Origin of the sequence: Floccifex sp., assembly GCF_051873555.1 — a bacterium.
In the GTDB taxonomy this organism is placed as follows: domain Bacteria; phylum Bacillota_I; class Bacilli_A; order Erysipelotrichales; family Erysipelotrichaceae; genus Floccifex.
This window is the reverse complement of the sequence record NZ_JBJEEY010000133.1, coordinates 1-14,604: the sequence shown is the minus strand read 5'-3', so window position 1 is coordinate 14,604 and position 14,604 is coordinate 1. Positions and strand designations below refer to the sequence as shown.

Below are 14,604 nucleotides of genomic sequence, written 5' to 3'. Positions count from 1 at the left end.
ATGTTAGAAGTTGGAAGTAAAGCACCAGATTTCACTTTATTGGATCAAGACGGTCATTCACGTTCTTTAAGTGAATTTAAAGGGCAAAAAGTATTATTGTATTTTTATCCAAAAGACAATACAGCTGGTTGTACAAAACAAGCATGTGCGTATTCACAATTCAAAGAAGAGTTTCAACAAAAAGGTGTTGTGATTTTAGGTTTAAGCAAAGATTCCGTGAAATCGCATAAACGTTTTGAAGAAAAACAAAATTTAAGTATTACTCTTCTTTCTAATGAAGAATTAGATGTCATTCAAGCTTATGATGTCTGGCATCAAAAAAAGATGTGTGGAAAAGAATATATGGGTGTAGTACGTACTACTTATGTCATTGATGAAAATGAAATCATTATCTATGCCAATGACAAAGTCAAAGCAGCCAGTGATGCTCAAATGATGTTAGAAACAATATAAAGGAAGCGATTGCTTCCTTTTTTAGCGAATATAGACATCATTGATGGGATTTCCACCAGCCATTGTTTCATCCATATAAGAGTCTTTTAAATAATCTGAGAGTTGTTGCTGATTTAAAAAACCTTGAGAATAGTCTTCTAATATTTCAAAGCGAGTGGAATGAAAAACAGCTTGATCAAAACTTTGTTTGTGCTCAATCATTTTAAATAAAATATCATTTAAAGCATCGATATATATTTTTGATTCTTTTTTAAATCGAGTATCAATTATTCCGTATTCTCCTTGATAATAAATGCCTTTTAAAGGGAAATCCTTTAGAATTTCAAATGTTTCTTTGTTATCTTGTATATTTAAATTTGTTTCCATGAAAAGATTGTATCATAAAAATCATTGTGATAGTCTTATTTTATGGAAAATTTAATTTTTAGTTTAAATGCGACATTACCTGTATTTTTATTAATGATATTGGGAATTATATTTCGTAAATTGAATATTGTGTCTCAATCTTTTGCTAAACAACTCAATTCCTTTGTGTTCTTAATTCCATTACCTGTCATGGTCTTTAAAAATCTGGCCACCATTGATATTCAAACAAGCTGGAATACAAAATTTGTTTTATTTTGTTTTGGTGTGACAGTATTAAGTATTTTGATATCTTTTGTGATTTCTATTTTATTAAAAGAAGAAAATAAAGGAGAATTTATTCAGGCTTCTTATCGTTCTAGTGCAGCATTGCTGGGAATGGCTTTGATTCAAAATATTTATGGAGATTCTATTATGGGGCCTTTAATGATTATTGGAAGTGTGCCTTTATATAATATTGTAGCCGTTATCGTTTTATCTTTTTTTAAACCAGGTCTTCATGGTATTGATCAACAATTAATTAAAAAAACTTGTTTTGGTATTTTAAAAAATCCAATTATTATTGGAATTCTGATTGGAATATTTTATTCCTATTTTCAACTTCCATATCCACCTGTTTTATCAAAAACTATTGATTATATTTCTGCTTTAGCTTCTCCTTTGGGATTGATTGCGATGGGAGCCTCTTTTAATTTTGAAAAAGCAAAAGGAAGTCTAAAATCAGCTGTTATTGCTAGTTTTATGAAACTGTTTGGCTTTTGTATGCTTTTTATTCCATTAGCTATTCACTTTGGCTTTATCCAAGACCAAATGGTGGCGATTTTAATTATGCTAGGATCAGCTTCTACAGTCACTTGTTATGTCATGGCAAAGAATATGGGACATGAAGGTACTTTATCTAGTACAGTGGTGATGATTACTACTTTATTAAGTGGGTTTTCTATTACGTTATGGTTATTTATTTTAAAGAGTATGGGAATATTATAATAATGAAAATAGTCATGAAAGGATAACAATATGAGTTATTTTGTATATGAAGGTCATAAAATATATTATGAAGAACATGGAGCGGGTAAGCCCTTATTATTGTTACACGGCAATACAACATCTAGTAAAATGTTTATGAATGTTGTTTTGAAATTTACTGATACGTATCATGTTTTCTTATTGGATTTTTTAGGATGTGGACAATCCCAGAGAGTTGATTTGTGGCCAATTGATTTGTGGTTTGAATGGGCTAAACAAGTCATGGCATTTTGTGAATACAAACAATTGGATGCAGTGGATGTTATTGGATGTTCTGGAGGTGCTTTAGTTGCAATAAATATGGCACTGGAAAATCCAAAACAAATTCATGCAGTGGTGGCGGATAGCTTTGAAGGAATTCAAGCTAATTCGTATATTACAGAACAAATTCAAATTGGACGACAATACGCAAAACAAAATCAAGAATTTTGTACTATGATGGAATATATGCATGGACAAGATTGGGAAACAATTTTAGATGCGGACACGCAAGCAATTGTTCATCATGCAAATCAAATTGGAATCTTTTTCCATCAGCCGTTATCTAGTCTACAAGTAAAAATGTTATTAACTGGGAGTAAAGAGGATGAAATGTTTGAAAAAGAACATTATAATAAACTGTTTCATGACATTAAGACACAAACAAATTTAGTAAAAAGTCACATTTTTCAACATGGAAATCATCCGGCAATGATAAGTAATATAGATGAATTTGTTTCTTTATGTAGAGGATTTTTTGATGAATAAGGATATTGAAAATCAGTTCAATTTGATTAGTGAGGAATACGATCAAAATCGAAAAAAATTTATTCCTTGTTTTGATGATTTCTATCAAACATCTACTCATTTTATTTTATCTAATATAGATTCACCAAAACATATCCTTGATCTAGGAGCTGGAACCGGTTTATTGTCTTATTTTTGGTATAAAGAAAATCCAAAGGCAGATTATGTTTTATTAGATATTGCACAAGATATGTTAGAAATGGCTAAGAAAAGATTTATGGAATGTTCTAGTGTTTCATTTCAAGTAATGGACTATACTAAAGCATTTCCAAATGGAAATTTTGATTGTATTTTATCAGCTTTATCCATTCATCACTTAGAAAATAAACTTGAATTATTTCAACGAATTTATGATTTCCTACCAGAAGGTGGTATTTTTGTGAATTATGACCAATTCTGTGCAGAAAATAAAAAAATGAATCAAATGTATGATTCATTTTGGGAAACACAAATATATTCAAGTGGACTTACACAAAAAGATATCACGCTTTGGAAAGAAAGAAGAAAACTAGATAAAGAATGCAGTGTAAAACAAGAAATAGATATGTTATATCTATGTGGTTTTACAGAAGTAAATTGTATTTATTCTTATCATAAGTTTTCTGTACTATTGGCCATAAAATAATATCGCTTTACATTTGGATAACCTGGATGGGGGATTATTGATTCGAATATTCCTCCATTTTTTTCAATAGTTTTGCTGGAAGCTATATTGTTTTCATTACAAGTAACTAATATTTTTGAAAAACCAAGTTGAAAAGCTTCTTTTAATATAAATTGAAGAATTTGTGAAGCATAGCCTTTTTTTCGTTGAGAAGGACGAACACTATATCCAATTTGACCGGCATATAAATTGATGAATTCATTGGTTTCTAATCGAATATCACAAATACCAATTAGTTCATTGCCATCAAAAACCAAATATATTTTTTCTTTGACTTTTCCATAATGTGGAATACAATTTCCATTTAGCCAGTCTTCATAATGAATGGCTTGTTCTAAACCAGCGCTTCCACTAATTCTTTCATTTGCTTCTATAAATTCATATTGAAAATCCATTACAATGTCTTTATGTTCGATTGAAGGTTTTATAAGCTTTATCGTATTCATAGTAATCTTGATTATATGTCAAGATAGCATAAAATAAAAGTAGAAAGCACATAAAGGTAAAAAAAATGAAAAAAAACAGTATCCAAATTTTATTGATTATTCTAGCCATTGGATTGGCTATTGTTTCCTGGTTTTTTCTTCCAGATGTTGTAGCAGTACAAGTAGGATTGGATGGACAAGTCACAAATACGATGCCTAAAATATTTGCGATTATGATTCCATTTGTTATATCTATTGTGGGATCTGTTACAATGACAAAAGAAAATAAAAAAGGAATGATTTTATCAATTGCTGGTATTTTGATTTTAATTGTAAGTTTAATTTTTAATATATAAAAAGGCGTGTGTTACGCCTTTTTTATTGTATCTACTATTTCTTGAAAGTTATTGGAATTACCGGCTACAATGGAAATATTGTTTTCAAATGAAAATTCTTCTAATGATTCAATAATGCCACCGGCTTCTTGAATAATCAATGAACCTGCCGCAAAATCCCATGGAGACAATCTTTGTTCATAAAATGCATCTACTCTCCCAGAAGCCAGGGAACAAAGATCTAAAGCGGCACTTCCACTTCTTCTTATGTCTTTACTATAAGAAAATAAAGCCTTAATTCGATTGAATGATATATCCATTAATTCTGGATAATAAGGACTTGTTCCAATTGCACAAATGGAATTCTTCAAAAAATGATTTGTTACATGGATTCTGTTTCCATTACAATAAGCTCCTTTGTTTTTCTGCGCATAAAATACTTCATCCAAATATGGATTATAGATTACACCAATTTGTACTTGCTTTTGAAATAAAAGAGCAATGGAAATACAACTCCATTTATAGTCATAGGCATAATTTGTTGTTCCATCGATTGGATCAATGACCCATACATAGCCTTCATTCATTTCTTGTTTGCCTTGTTCTTCGGCATAAATACAAGCATCAATCGGACAATTTAATAATTTTTGAATCACTTGATTTTGAATTTGTACATCCATGGAAGTCACAATATTTGAAATATCTGTTTTTTCATGGATTTCAAAATTCCGATTGTTTTTGAATATTTGCCCAGCTTCTCTGGCTATTTCAATAACAATTTCCAATATATCTTTCATTACAATAATTCATCTGCCAATGCATTTAATTGTGCTTTTGTAGTTTCGTTCATAGCACTGCGAATGGAAACTGTAGTATCTGTAAATGTGATATTTTTACTATTTTCAAATTCTTTTTTCATGACTTTAGCTGCCATAGGAGCCCAGGAACCATTTTCAATAAATCCAATGGTTTTATTTTGAAAATTACGTTCTGTTAAATGATGAATAAATGTTTTCATGTGAGGGAAAATATCTGCATTGTATGTTACAGAAGCCAATACGATTTTTCCATAACGAAATGCATCTTCAATGCATTCATGCATATCTTCGCGTGCTAAGTTATTCAAGGCTACTTTTGGACAACCTTTTTCTTCTAAAATACGTTTTAATTCCTGACACACTTTTTCGGTATTTCCATAAATAGAAGAATACGCAATCATAACGCCTTCACTTTCTGTTTGATAACTAGACCAGGTATTGTATAAATCCAGATAATATCCTAAATTTTCATTTAATACAGGGCCATGTAAAGGACAAATGATTTGAATATCTAATTTTGAAGCTTTTTTCAATACATTTTGAACTTGCATTCCATATTTACCAACAATTCCAAAATAATAACGACGCGCTTCACAAGCCCATCCTTCAGGGTCTTCAATATCATTGGCACCAAATTTACCAAATCCATCGGCTGAAAACAATACTTTATCTTTTGAATCATATGTCATTAATACTTCTGGCCAATGCACCATAGGCGCACCAATAAATTGAAGCGTATGCGATCCTAATTCCAAAGTACTACCTTCTTTTACAACTAAACGACGAGTCGCAAAATCATCTCCATAAAATTGTTTCATCATTGTAAATGCCTGTACACTGGAAACAATAATCATATCTGGATACGTTTGAGCTAATAAAGAAATATTGGCACTATGATCAGGTTCCATATGTTGAACTACCAAATAATCTGGTTGACGATTGTTTAATACGTTTTGAATGTTTTGAAGCCATTCTTGACCGAAATTCGCATCAACAGAATCCATGACAGCAATTTTTTCATCTAAAATCACATAGGAATTGTAGGCCATTCCTCTTTCTACGACATATTGTCCTTCAAATAAATCAATGTCGTGGTCATTGACACCTACATATTGAATATCTTTTGTTACGTTCACTATAATCACCTCATAACTATTCTACTCTATCAATATAAATTTACAATCTTCTTTTATTTTTATACAATGATTTGGGGTGAAAAAATGGAAAATATGAAAAAAATAGCCAGTCAATTTCAAATTCAGGAACAACAAGTACAAAATGTTTTACAATTACTACAACAAGGAGCTACGGTCCCTTTTATTGCTCGTTACCGAAAAGAAATGACAGGTGGCTTAGATGAAGAACAAATTCAAGGCATTGAAGAAGAATATAAATATATGGAAAATCTTCAAAAACGAAAAGAAGATGTGTGTCGTTTAATTGAAACGAAAGGAAAATTAACAGATGCTTTAAAAAAAGAAATTGAAAATTGCACGAAATTATCCCAGGTCGATGATATTTATCGTCCATATCAGGAAAAGAAAAAAACAAGAGCAGCAGAGGCTATTCGAAAAGGTTTACAACCTTTAGCGGACATCATTGTTTCTTGTCCCATTCAATTTGAAGAAAAAGACATTCAAAAATATATCAATGAAGAAGTATTGGATATTCAACAAGCTTTACAAGGTGCTATGGACATTATTGCGGAAATGGTCAGTGATCAGCCAAAACTTCGATGGCGTGTAAAAGAGTCCATTGAAAAATATGGAAGACTCATCACAAAAGAAAAGAAAGAACATACAGATGAAAAAAAAGTGTATCAATTGTATTACGACTTTTCAAAGCCTGTTCGTTATTTAGCGAATCACCAGGTTATGGCCATTAATCGTGCTGAAAAAGAAAAAGTCATTTCTGTTTCTTTTGATTTTAACGAAGAAAATAATATTCGCTATGCGATTCGTGGCATTACTAGAGATCGAAAATGTGCTACACTTTCTTATATTGAAAAAGCTGTAGAAGATGGCTGTAAACGTTTATTGTTTCCAAGTGTTGAAAGAGAAATTCGAAATGAATTATCACAAAAAGCGCATGAACAATCCATTGAAGTTTTTTCAATGAATTTAGAAAAACTATTGATGCAGCCACCACTAAAAGGAAGAACCATTTTAGGATTTGATCCAGGCTATGCACATGGATGTAAATTAGCGGTATTGGATTCTACAGGAAAATTATTGAAAGTAGAAAAAATCTATCCCCATGCTCCTCAGAACAAGAAACAAGAAGCCAAGCGAATTCTAATACATTTAATTCAAACCTATCAAATTCAAATCATTGCGATTGGAAATGGAACTGCCAGTAAAGAAAGCCAGGAATTCGTTGCGAAAGTGATTCAGGAAAACCATATTTCTTGTGAATACATTATCGTTTCTGAAGCAGGAGCTAGTGTTTATAGTGCTCAGGAAGAAGCAAGAAAAGAATTTCCGGATTTACAAGTGGAAGAAAGAAGTGCAGTTTCCATTGCACGAAGAGTTCTAGATCCTTTGTCAGAATTAATTAAAATAGATCCACAAAGCATTGGCGTGGGACAATACCAGCACGATTTGCCACAAAAACAATTAAAAGAGCGCTTAGATTTTGTGGTAACGAAATCTGTCAATCGTGTAGGGGTTAATATCAATACCGCTTCTGTTGAACTTTTATGTCATGTCTCTGGACTTACAAAAGCGATTGCCAGTGAAATTGTGAATTATCGAAATGAACATGGATTATTTGAAAATAGACAACAAATTAAGAATGTTAAAAAATTAGGGCCGAAAGCCTTTATTCAATGTGCTGGGTTTTTACGCATTGAAAATGGACAAAATCCATTAGATGCCACAGGCATTCATCCGGAAAGCTATGAACTCACACAAAAATTAATGGAAGTCTATCACATTGAAAAAATGGGAGTACCTATTGAAATAGATATTCAACAAGCTGCCAGTCAATTACATACTGATGCATATACACTTCAAGACATTGTACAAACGCTGCAAGAACCAGCTCGTGATTATCGAGATAAATTTGAAGCCCCTCAATTAAGAAGTGACATCCTTCATCTAGAAGATTTACATATTGGACAAGAACTAGAAGGAACGGTTCGAAATGTTGTGGATTTTGGAGCTTTTGTGGATATTGGCTTACATAGCGATGGTCTGGTACATATTTCAAAATGTGCAAATCATAAAATATCTCATCCAAGTGAAGTCTTGAGTGTAGGAGATATTGTCCATGTCTGGGTATCTAATATTGATTATAGCCGTGAAAAGGTACAATTGAGCTTAATTCCATGTTGTTAACGTTTACAGAAGAAAAAGAATTGACAAATAAAAAATAAATGGTGTATAACTCTGTCATTAAGAAAAGAGTGATAAAATGATTGAGTTGAAAATGAACACATTGGAAGCATTTTTCTATCATTGGATTCTTTCTTTTCCAATGGCACAGGAAAATACACCTTATAAAATTGAATTTAATCATCAAGGAAAAAAAGGAACGATTGCGTTTTTAGGCGATCAGCTGGTACAACTGGAAGTTGTTCAAGACCAGGACATTGTTTTTTCACTTCACTTTTTGATTGATGACATTCAACTTGTATCACAGCATTTCAAGTCTTTCTTTGATTTTATGAAAAATACAGAAAATGTGGAACAAGAAGATATTGTAATTCAAAACACCAATGTGAAAAAGATTTTATTTGTATGCTCATCTGGTGTTTCTTCCAGTTATTTTGCACGTGAAATTGAAAAAAATTTAGAAGAAATTGGAATGAATTTACAAGTGGATTCAACATATTTAGAAAATTTAAAAAATTGTATTGAAGACTATGATATTGTTTTCTTTGCGCCTCAAGTTGTTTCTCATTTAAAAGAATATGAAAACTATGAAACAAAGTGTGTTGGTATTCATTCCTATGATTTTGGAACATGGAATTTTAATAAAATCATCAATATCGCATTAAGAGGCTGAATTTCAGCCTCTTATAATGTTATAATTCGTTTTACATCTTTGATTTTTTCTTTTTGAACATCATTAATAGAATCCGTTACAAAACAATCCACTTCTTTAAATCGACAATAAATATAAGTGGATTCACTTTCAAATTTAGAAGAATCCGCAACGACATAAAATTGGTTACTTTGATTGATGACATGGCGAATGATATCTATGCCTTCCGAAGAAACAGTTGTAAATCCATGTACATCTTTAATGCCTAAAGAACCCGTAAAAGCCATATCAAAATGATAATGATCAATTAAATAATTTGAAAAATAGCCTGTTGTTCTCTTACTTCCTTTATTTAAGTCTCCACCCGTTAAAACTGTATGAATATTTAAATCCACACAACGAGAAGCCGTTAATAAAGAATGCGTAACAACTGTTATATCTTTTTTGGTAGCCAGAGCATCAACGCCAGCTAAAATGGTACTTCCAGCATCTAGAAAAATGACTTGACCGTCTTTGATTTCTTCAAATGCCCGTATCGCAATTTTTCTTTTCAATTGACTGTTTTCATTGATTCGAAAAGACAAAGGCTTTTCATTATTGGCCTGGTTTAAGCGAACCCATCCATGTTCTTTGATAACAAGTGATTGATTTTCTAATGAGGCAATATCTGAGCGAATTGTTTCACTGGTTACATTTAAAATTTGTGCCAATTCTTTAATAGGAATTCGCCCTTTTTCTAATAAAATATCATGAATCTGAATTTGTCTAACTGCTTTTTTCATAATACATTTTCTCTTATATAATTCGCAAAACCATCATTAGAACAAGAATCTTTTGTGATTTCATCCGCAATATCTTTGGTATCTTGACTGCCATTTAAAAGACAAACACCCCAACCAGCTTTTTCTAACATGGAATTATCATTGGTAGTGTCTCCAAAAGCCATAATTTGTTCTGGCTTTATATTTGTTTTTTCACAAAGCTTTTCTAAGGCAAAGCCTTTTGAAATACGAGGATCCATAAATTCAATTAAAGTTGATTGTGTTTTAAAGCCTGCATATTTTTTGCTTGGATGCGTTTTTAAAAAAGCCTCCACTTTTGCGACTTCTTCTTCACTCATACGGAACATGATTTTTGCGTTTTCTTCTTGATAAAGCATATCTTCACAATCCGCAACCACTATTTTTCGCTTTGAAGTAGCAGCCGATTTTTCCATCATCTTATCTTTTTTCATGCACAATAATTTCTGGTGCCAATACAAAAAGGGATTCACATCAAATGGTTTCATGAATTCCATAATTTCTTTTAATGTATCGCAAGACAATTTAAAATATTCATATAAATGATGGGAAACATATAATTCAGCTCCATTTAAACCAATAATGACATCAAAATCAAAATCAAATCCCCATTCTTTGGCATATAAACACAATTCTTCATAAGGACGCCCAGAAGCCAATCCCAATAAAATACCTTTATCATGGAGCTTTTGAATCACTTTTATCGTTTCTGGACTTAATATACGAGACCAGTCATATAAAGTTCCATCGATATCGCATAAAATACATTTTAAATTTTTAATACAATTTTGTTTATCTTTCATAGCCTTCCTCAATTCCCAATAAATATGTTACCACACATGCAATGCTAAAACCTAAAATACCTGAAACAATGCCATGGATGAAATTCATAGTTGATCCACCAATATAGTTTAGAAAACATAAGAAATTGGCAACAGGTAAAAAGTTATAGGCAGTTACATGGGTAATGGCTGCATATAGAGCTCCCACAAAACCTCCAGCCATCAATCCAATAAATGGTTTTTTATAACGGAAACCAATTCCATATAAACCAGGTTCTGTAATTCCACCAATGACTTGGGCAATAAAATAAGAAATCGTAGCGGATTTATCGTTTTTATTTTTTTGACGTAAGAAAGCGCCAACACACATGCCACCAACCGCAAAGGCAGCAGCTGCACACATTGGTGTAATAATGGTTTCTTGTCCATTAGAGGCTAGAATCATAAAGATGGTAGAAATAAATAACCAGTGGAGTCCACCCATAATAATAAATTCCCAAAGCATTCCTAAAATCGCAATGGTTAAGATACGAATCAAACCACCCATATTTCCTAGTGTTAATAAAGCATTACATAAGTATTCTCCTAAAATATTTCCTAAAGGGGCAATGAAACAAAGCGTTACAGGCAGCATAATCAGGAAAGTCAAAAAAGGTGCAAAAACAGCTTTAATGGCTTCTGGAATGACTTTATTAAAGAAGTGTTCCAAATACGATAAAATCCATACCGATAAAATGATTGGTAAAATTGTGGATGTATAGTTTAAAGGGGTCATTGGTAAGCCATATACAGAAAATTTTATACCTTCATTTGCCATTTCAATTAAAGTAGGATGAATTAGAATAGCACCTAAAAACATACCTAGAACCGGAGTAACTTTAAATGTTTTGGCCGATGTATAACCGACAACAATTGGGAAAAAATAGAAACCAGCATCGGCTACAAAATTAAATAAAATATATAGATGACTTTCACTGGAAATGACATTCATCATATCTGGACCCAAAATCGATGCGACAGTTTTAAACATGGATGCACAAATCAGCATCGGCATCAAAGGCACTAAACATCCTGCTAGTGTTTCTAAGATTTTATTTAAAATATTGATTTTTTCTTTTTGATTCATGCAATCCATAAATTCCTGACAAAAAGAGGAAGAAGGATGATGGATTTCAATGATGTTTTGTGAATAAATTATGTTTTCACTGGATTCAAGTTCAATTTCTTTTTTTAGATGGATAATAAAAGTGGAAGGAAATTGTTCGACAGATTCAATTCCTTTTTTTCCTTCACATTTGTTGAATAATTCTGTTGCGTTCATAAAATTTCTCCTTGTATCTAGTATGAAGAAAATGATCTTTTTTGTAAGGATATTGTATCATAGAACAAAAAAAACAAAATAATTTATTTTGAAAACCAAATAATAAATTTGTTAAAATTTGGTTATCAAGATATGATAGAATAAAATCATGGATACAAATAAAATTTTTCAAACAATACAAAATCTGGCAAACGATAAAATCACAAAAAATGTATTAAATGAGATGAAAACCATTACTTTATCTTTAAAACAACAAAATGATCCTGTTTTATACAAACAAGCAATACAAATTTATCAGAAATCCAAACGCAAATGGGTTATACAAAAATGTTTATTGATTCTTTCTATTGTCGTAGTGATTTCTTTTTTGATGTATTATGGCCATCCATATCATTGGCTGGATACAGGCTTAAGCACAAAAATCCCTGCAATCAATGCTCGAAGTGGTGAAATCTGGGTAAATGATGAAGAAGAACTGGATTTAGAATTAAAAGGAATTTCCGATTCTAAATATGAAGACTATGTAAGTGAATGTGAAGAAATGGGATATTGTATAGATGTTGAAAAGACAATGTATTCGTTTGTGGCTTTTAATGAAGAAGGTTATAAACTGGAATTGTATCATTATGATAGTGATTTAAGTATTGTATTAAAGGCTCCTCAAACAGGAGATATAAACTTTGTATGGCCGGATATGGATTGTATTGAAAAAATAGAATATACATCTGGTAAAATGAAAGAATCCAGCACAGAATACTTTGATTTTTATATTTATGACATATCACCTGTTCAATTTCAGAATTATCTCGAACAATGTAAAGAAACCTATACCATTGATATAGAAGAATACGAAGACTGGTTTAATGGCTTTAATGTTGATGGGGTACAACTTACATTGAGTTATAATGATATGAAACGATTGGAAATCATTGTGGAATATCCAATGGAAATGGAAGAAATAGAATGGATAGATGATCGGATTCCAAAGCCTTCTTCTTTAGTTGGATATATTGAATATCAAAACGAAAATGGTTTTATGGTTTATATAAGTAATATGACAAAAAATGATTTTAAAGAATATGTACAAAGTTGTAAAGAATATGGATTTAATAAAGAATTATCTGAATTCGAAAATAGTTTCTATGCCCGAAATAAAAAAAATTTATATATCAATGTGAATTATGAGGGATACAATGTCATCAGCATCAGTGTCTATTAATCAAATAAAAGTCAATGACAAAGAATACGAAGTTCTTTCTTTATTAGGGCATGGAAAAGGAGGCTATTCGTATCTGGTTTCAAGAAATGGAAAAGAATATGTTTGTAAACAGATTCACCATGAGCCTTGTGATTATTATGCATTTGGCAATAAATTAGAAAGTGAACGAAAAGACTATCAAGTTTTAAAGAAAACAGGAATTTTGATTCCAAAATTATTAGAAGTCGATATACAAAAAGAAAGAATTCTAAAAGAATATATTCCAGGAAATACAATTTATCATTATGTAAAACACGATGAAATGAAAGAAATTTATTATCATCAAATTCAAAAGATTGCGCAACAAGTTTATCAACATAATATAAATATTGATTTCTTTCCAACCAATTTTATAGTATACCAGGATTGTCTTTATTATATTGACTATGAATGTAATCCATATATGGAACAATGGAACTATGAAAACTGGGGCATTCAATATTGGTACAAAACACAATCTTTTTTAGAATATGAAAAGGAACATGCAGAATGAGTACATGGAATCCATGGAGAGGTTGTATAAAATGCTCTGATAGTTGTCGATTTTGTTATATCCATAAAGGAGATGCCAAACGAAAAATAGATACCAGTCAGATTATTCAAACAAAACAATTTGATTATCCAATTCGAAAAAAGAAAAATGGAGACTACTATTGTCCTTCCGGTTTGGTTTATGTATGTTTTTCAAGTGATTTTTTGATCGAACAAGCCGATATATGGCGACAAGATTGCTGGAAAATGATCAAAGAAAGACAAGACTGTACTTTTCTATTTCTGACTAAACGAATTGATCGCTTTATGGAATGTATACCAGAAGATTGGAAAGATGGTTATGACAATGTTGTTGTGGGATGTAGTGTAGAGCATCAAAGAAATGTGGATTATAAGTTATCTGTTTTCAAAGAACTTCCCATCAAACATAAATGCATTATTTGTCAGCCTTTATTAGAAGATGTAAACCTTGAAAAGTATTTAGACAATATTGAATTGGTCATCGTTGGTGGAGAATCCGATAAAAATGCTCGTTTATTTGATTATGAGTGGGCTTTACATATTCGAAGTCAATGTATACAACACAATGTTCGTTTTGAATTTCGTCAATGCGGTACATATACGAAAAAAGACGGAAAAATTTATTACATTCCAGTGAATCAATTATCCAGACAAGCAAAAAAAGCCAATATCAATACAATGCGAATAAAAAAAGAATAATTTGTTAAAAAAGACTTCAGCAATCAATTCAATTAAATAAACAACGAAAAAAGATATTAATATGTCGATAAGTTGTATCGCATTTCAAAAGTATTGAATTGAAAATCTAATAGAAAAATAGAAACCATATTTCTGGTTTCTATCCTTCATTATTCACTTTCAAAAAAGTATCAATGGATTCATGCAGGTTCAGCATGAACCGGGCCAGAGTCATAGATTCTATGTCTTCGTTTTGATCATAAAGAAGTTGCATAGCTGTTTTGAATAAATCATTTGATATTTTGTTGAGTGTTTTTAATGCATCTTTTTTTTCTGTCATGGCAGTTTTTTCCTTTCTAAATATAAGGCTACAGAAAAAAAGTGAAAAAAAAATG

18 protein-coding genes are annotated in these 14,604 nt (G+C 31.2%); 10 read left to right on the top strand and 8 right to left on the bottom strand.

Going from position 1 to position 14,604, the window contains the following annotated elements; genetic code table 11:
• The gene (gene bcp, locus ACI32A_RS07675; RefSeq protein WP_439754459.1) at positions 1 to 453 is read left to right on the top strand and encodes a thioredoxin-dependent thiol peroxidase; all 453 of its coding nucleotides are present in this window, start codon (positions 1 to 3) and stop codon (positions 451 to 453) included.
• Positions 454 to 474: 21 nt separating this feature from the next.
• Here bcp and ACI32A_RS07670 read toward each other — a convergent pair whose 3' ends face one another.
• Positions 475 to 819, bottom strand: a complete 345-nt coding sequence (locus tag ACI32A_RS07670; protein ID WP_439754458.1) for a hypothetical protein — start codon at positions 817 to 819, stop codon at positions 475 to 477.
• 42 nt (positions 820 to 861) lie between these two features.
• Here ACI32A_RS07670 and ACI32A_RS07665 point away from each other — a divergent pair, with 42 nt between their 5' ends.
• From ACI32A_RS07665 to ACI32A_RS07655, 3 genes are read left to right on the top strand one after another with little or no spacing between them, the layout of a single operon-like run.
• Positions 862 to 1,803 (top strand): AEC family transporter, encoded by a 942-nt coding sequence (locus tag ACI32A_RS07665; RefSeq protein WP_439754457.1) that lies wholly within the window; start codon positions 862 to 864, stop codon positions 1,801 to 1,803.
• 30 nt (positions 1,804 to 1,833) lie between these two features.
• A complete protein-coding gene (locus tag ACI32A_RS07660; protein ID WP_439754456.1) occupies positions 1,834 to 2,589 on the top strand; it encodes an alpha/beta fold hydrolase in 756 nt (251 codons plus the stop codon).
• Positions 2,582 to 3,253: a class I SAM-dependent methyltransferase gene (locus tag ACI32A_RS07655; protein ID WP_439754455.1), complete on the top strand. Its 672-nt coding sequence runs from the start codon at positions 2,582 to 2,584 to the stop codon at positions 3,251 to 3,253. The genes ACI32A_RS07660 and ACI32A_RS07655 overlap by 8 nt, the downstream gene beginning before the upstream one ends.
• Here ACI32A_RS07655 and ACI32A_RS07650 read toward each other — a convergent pair.
• Positions 3,220 to 3,738, bottom strand: a complete 519-nt coding sequence (locus ACI32A_RS07650) for a GNAT family N-acetyltransferase (RefSeq protein WP_439754454.1) — start codon at positions 3,736 to 3,738, stop codon at positions 3,220 to 3,222. The two genes, ACI32A_RS07655 and ACI32A_RS07650, sit on opposite strands and share 34 nt — an antisense overlap.
• 65 nt (positions 3,739 to 3,803) lie before the next feature.
• On the opposite strand from ACI32A_RS07650, the gene ACI32A_RS07645 reads away from it, so the two are divergent.
• Entirely contained in the window at positions 3,804 to 4,073 is a 270-nt protein-coding gene (locus tag ACI32A_RS07645; RefSeq protein ID WP_439754453.1) for a DUF1648 domain-containing protein, read from the top strand.
• Between the two features lie 11 nt (positions 4,074 to 4,084).
• Here ACI32A_RS07645 and ACI32A_RS07640 read toward each other — a convergent pair whose 3' ends face one another.
• Complete coding sequence (locus tag ACI32A_RS07640; RefSeq protein ID WP_439754452.1) at positions 4,085 to 4,849, bottom strand: inositol monophosphatase family protein; 765 nt, start codon at positions 4,847 to 4,849, stop codon at positions 4,085 to 4,087.
• On the bottom strand, positions 4,849 to 6,006 hold the full coding sequence (locus ACI32A_RS07635; protein ID WP_439754451.1) for an FprA family A-type flavoprotein: 1,158 nt from the start codon (positions 6,004 to 6,006) through the stop codon (positions 4,849 to 4,851). Before ACI32A_RS07635 ends, ACI32A_RS07640 begins: the two co-directional genes overlap by 1 nt.
• An 84-nt stretch (positions 6,007 to 6,090) precedes the next feature.
• Here ACI32A_RS07635 and ACI32A_RS07630 point away from each other — a divergent pair, with 84 nt between their 5' ends.
• Both ACI32A_RS07630 and ACI32A_RS07625 read left to right on the top strand, forming a co-directional pair.
• Positions 6,091 to 8,208, top strand: a complete 2,118-nt coding sequence (locus ACI32A_RS07630; RefSeq protein WP_439754450.1) for a Tex-like N-terminal domain-containing protein — start codon at positions 6,091 to 6,093, stop codon at positions 8,206 to 8,208.
• Between the two features lie 76 nt (positions 8,209 to 8,284).
• Positions 8,285 to 8,878, top strand: a complete 594-nt coding sequence (locus tag ACI32A_RS07625) for a PTS sugar transporter subunit IIB (protein ID WP_439754449.1) — start codon at positions 8,285 to 8,287, stop codon at positions 8,876 to 8,878.
• A gap of 11 nt (positions 8,879 to 8,889) precedes the next feature.
• On the opposite strand, the gene ACI32A_RS07620 is transcribed toward ACI32A_RS07625, so the two are convergent.
• The 3 genes from ACI32A_RS07620 to ACI32A_RS07610 are packed head-to-tail and all read right to left on the bottom strand — an operon-like array spanning position 8,890 to position 11,760.
• Complete coding sequence (locus tag ACI32A_RS07620; protein ID WP_439754448.1) at positions 8,890 to 9,639, bottom strand: DeoR/GlpR family DNA-binding transcription regulator; 750 nt, start codon at positions 9,637 to 9,639, stop codon at positions 8,890 to 8,892.
• Positions 9,636 to 10,460, bottom strand: a complete 825-nt coding sequence (locus ACI32A_RS07615) for a Cof-type HAD-IIB family hydrolase (RefSeq protein ID WP_439754447.1) — start codon at positions 10,458 to 10,460, stop codon at positions 9,636 to 9,638. Before ACI32A_RS07615 ends, ACI32A_RS07620 begins: the two co-directional genes overlap by 4 nt.
• Positions 10,450 to 11,760 (bottom strand): PTS transporter subunit EIIC, encoded by a 1,311-nt coding sequence (locus ACI32A_RS07610; protein WP_439754446.1) that lies wholly within the window; start codon positions 11,758 to 11,760, stop codon positions 10,450 to 10,452. The genes ACI32A_RS07615 and ACI32A_RS07610 overlap by 11 nt, the downstream gene beginning before the upstream one ends.
• Positions 11,761 to 11,908: 148 nt before the next feature.
• Between ACI32A_RS07610 and ACI32A_RS07605 the strand changes: the two genes are divergently transcribed.
• Genes ACI32A_RS07605 through ACI32A_RS07595 form a run of 3 tightly spaced genes read left to right on the top strand, consistent with a single transcriptional unit; the run spans position 11,909 to position 14,230 of the window.
• On the top strand, positions 11,909 to 12,979 hold the full coding sequence (locus ACI32A_RS07605) for a DUF6591 domain-containing protein (RefSeq protein ID WP_439754445.1): 1,071 nt from the start codon (positions 11,909 to 11,911) through the stop codon (positions 12,977 to 12,979).
• Entirely contained in the window at positions 12,954 to 13,511 is a 558-nt protein-coding gene (locus tag ACI32A_RS07600; protein ID WP_439754444.1) for a hypothetical protein, read from the top strand. The genes ACI32A_RS07605 and ACI32A_RS07600 overlap by 26 nt, the downstream gene beginning before the upstream one ends.
• Positions 13,508 to 14,230 carry a DUF5131 family protein gene (locus ACI32A_RS07595; protein WP_439754443.1) on the top strand — a complete coding sequence of 241 codons (723 nt, stop codon included), beginning with the start codon at positions 13,508 to 13,510 and terminating at the stop codon, positions 14,228 to 14,230. Before ACI32A_RS07600 ends, ACI32A_RS07595 begins: the two co-directional genes overlap by 4 nt.
• A 139-nt stretch (positions 14,231 to 14,369) precedes the next feature.
• Here ACI32A_RS07595 and ACI32A_RS07590 read toward each other — a convergent pair whose 3' ends face one another.
• Complete coding sequence (locus tag ACI32A_RS07590; RefSeq protein ID WP_439754442.1) at positions 14,370 to 14,549, bottom strand: hypothetical protein; 180 nt, start codon at positions 14,547 to 14,549, stop codon at positions 14,370 to 14,372.
• Positions 14,550 to 14,604 lie beyond the last annotated feature (55 nt).

What these genes read in the sequence shown, in the direction of transcription:
- ACI32A_RS07645 (WP_439754453.1), top strand. Translation starts at nt 3,804, where the DNA reads ATGAAAAAAAACAGTATCCAAATTTTATTGATTATTCTAGCCATTGGA.
- ACI32A_RS07590 (WP_439754442.1), bottom strand. Translation starts at nt 14,549, where the DNA reads ATGACAGAAAAAAAAGATGCATTAAAAACACTCAACAAAATATCAAAT.
- ACI32A_RS07620 (WP_439754448.1), bottom strand. Translation starts at nt 9,639, where the DNA reads ATGAAAAAAGCAGTTAGACAAATTCAGATTCATGATATTTTATTAGAA.
- ACI32A_RS07605 (WP_439754445.1), top strand. Translation starts at nt 11,909, where the DNA reads ATGGATACAAATAAAATTTTTCAAACAATACAAAATCTGGCAAACGAT.
- ACI32A_RS07665 (WP_439754457.1), top strand. Translation starts at nt 862, where the DNA reads ATGGAAAATTTAATTTTTAGTTTAAATGCGACATTACCTGTATTTTTA.
- ACI32A_RS07610 (WP_439754446.1), bottom strand. Translation starts at nt 11,760, where the DNA reads ATGAACGCAACAGAATTATTCAACAAATGTGAAGGAAAAAAAGGAATT.
- ACI32A_RS07600 (WP_439754444.1), top strand. Translation starts at nt 12,954, where the DNA reads ATGTCATCAGCATCAGTGTCTATTAATCAAATAAAAGTCAATGACAAA.
- ACI32A_RS07595 (WP_439754443.1), top strand. Translation starts at nt 13,508, where the DNA reads ATGAGTACATGGAATCCATGGAGAGGTTGTATAAAATGCTCTGATAGT.
- bcp (WP_439754459.1), top strand. Translation starts at nt 1, where the DNA reads ATGTTAGAAGTTGGAAGTAAAGCACCAGATTTCACTTTATTGGATCAA.
- ACI32A_RS07625 (WP_439754449.1), top strand. Translation starts at nt 8,285, where the DNA reads ATGATTGAGTTGAAAATGAACACATTGGAAGCATTTTTCTATCATTGG.
- ACI32A_RS07655 (WP_439754455.1), top strand. Translation starts at nt 2,582, where the DNA reads ATGAATAAGGATATTGAAAATCAGTTCAATTTGATTAGTGAGGAATAC.
- ACI32A_RS07670 (WP_439754458.1), bottom strand. Translation starts at nt 819, where the DNA reads ATGGAAACAAATTTAAATATACAAGATAACAAAGAAACATTTGAAATT.
- ACI32A_RS07630 (WP_439754450.1), top strand. Translation starts at nt 6,091, where the DNA reads ATGGAAAATATGAAAAAAATAGCCAGTCAATTTCAAATTCAGGAACAA.
- ACI32A_RS07650 (WP_439754454.1), bottom strand. Translation starts at nt 3,738, where the DNA reads ATGAATACGATAAAGCTTATAAAACCTTCAATCGAACATAAAGACATT.
- ACI32A_RS07615 (WP_439754447.1), bottom strand. Translation starts at nt 10,460, where the DNA reads ATGAAAGATAAACAAAATTGTATTAAAAATTTAAAATGTATTTTATGC.
- ACI32A_RS07660 (WP_439754456.1), top strand. Translation starts at nt 1,834, where the DNA reads ATGAGTTATTTTGTATATGAAGGTCATAAAATATATTATGAAGAACAT.
- ACI32A_RS07640 (WP_439754452.1), bottom strand. Translation starts at nt 4,849, where the DNA reads ATGAAAGATATATTGGAAATTGTTATTGAAATAGCCAGAGAAGCTGGG.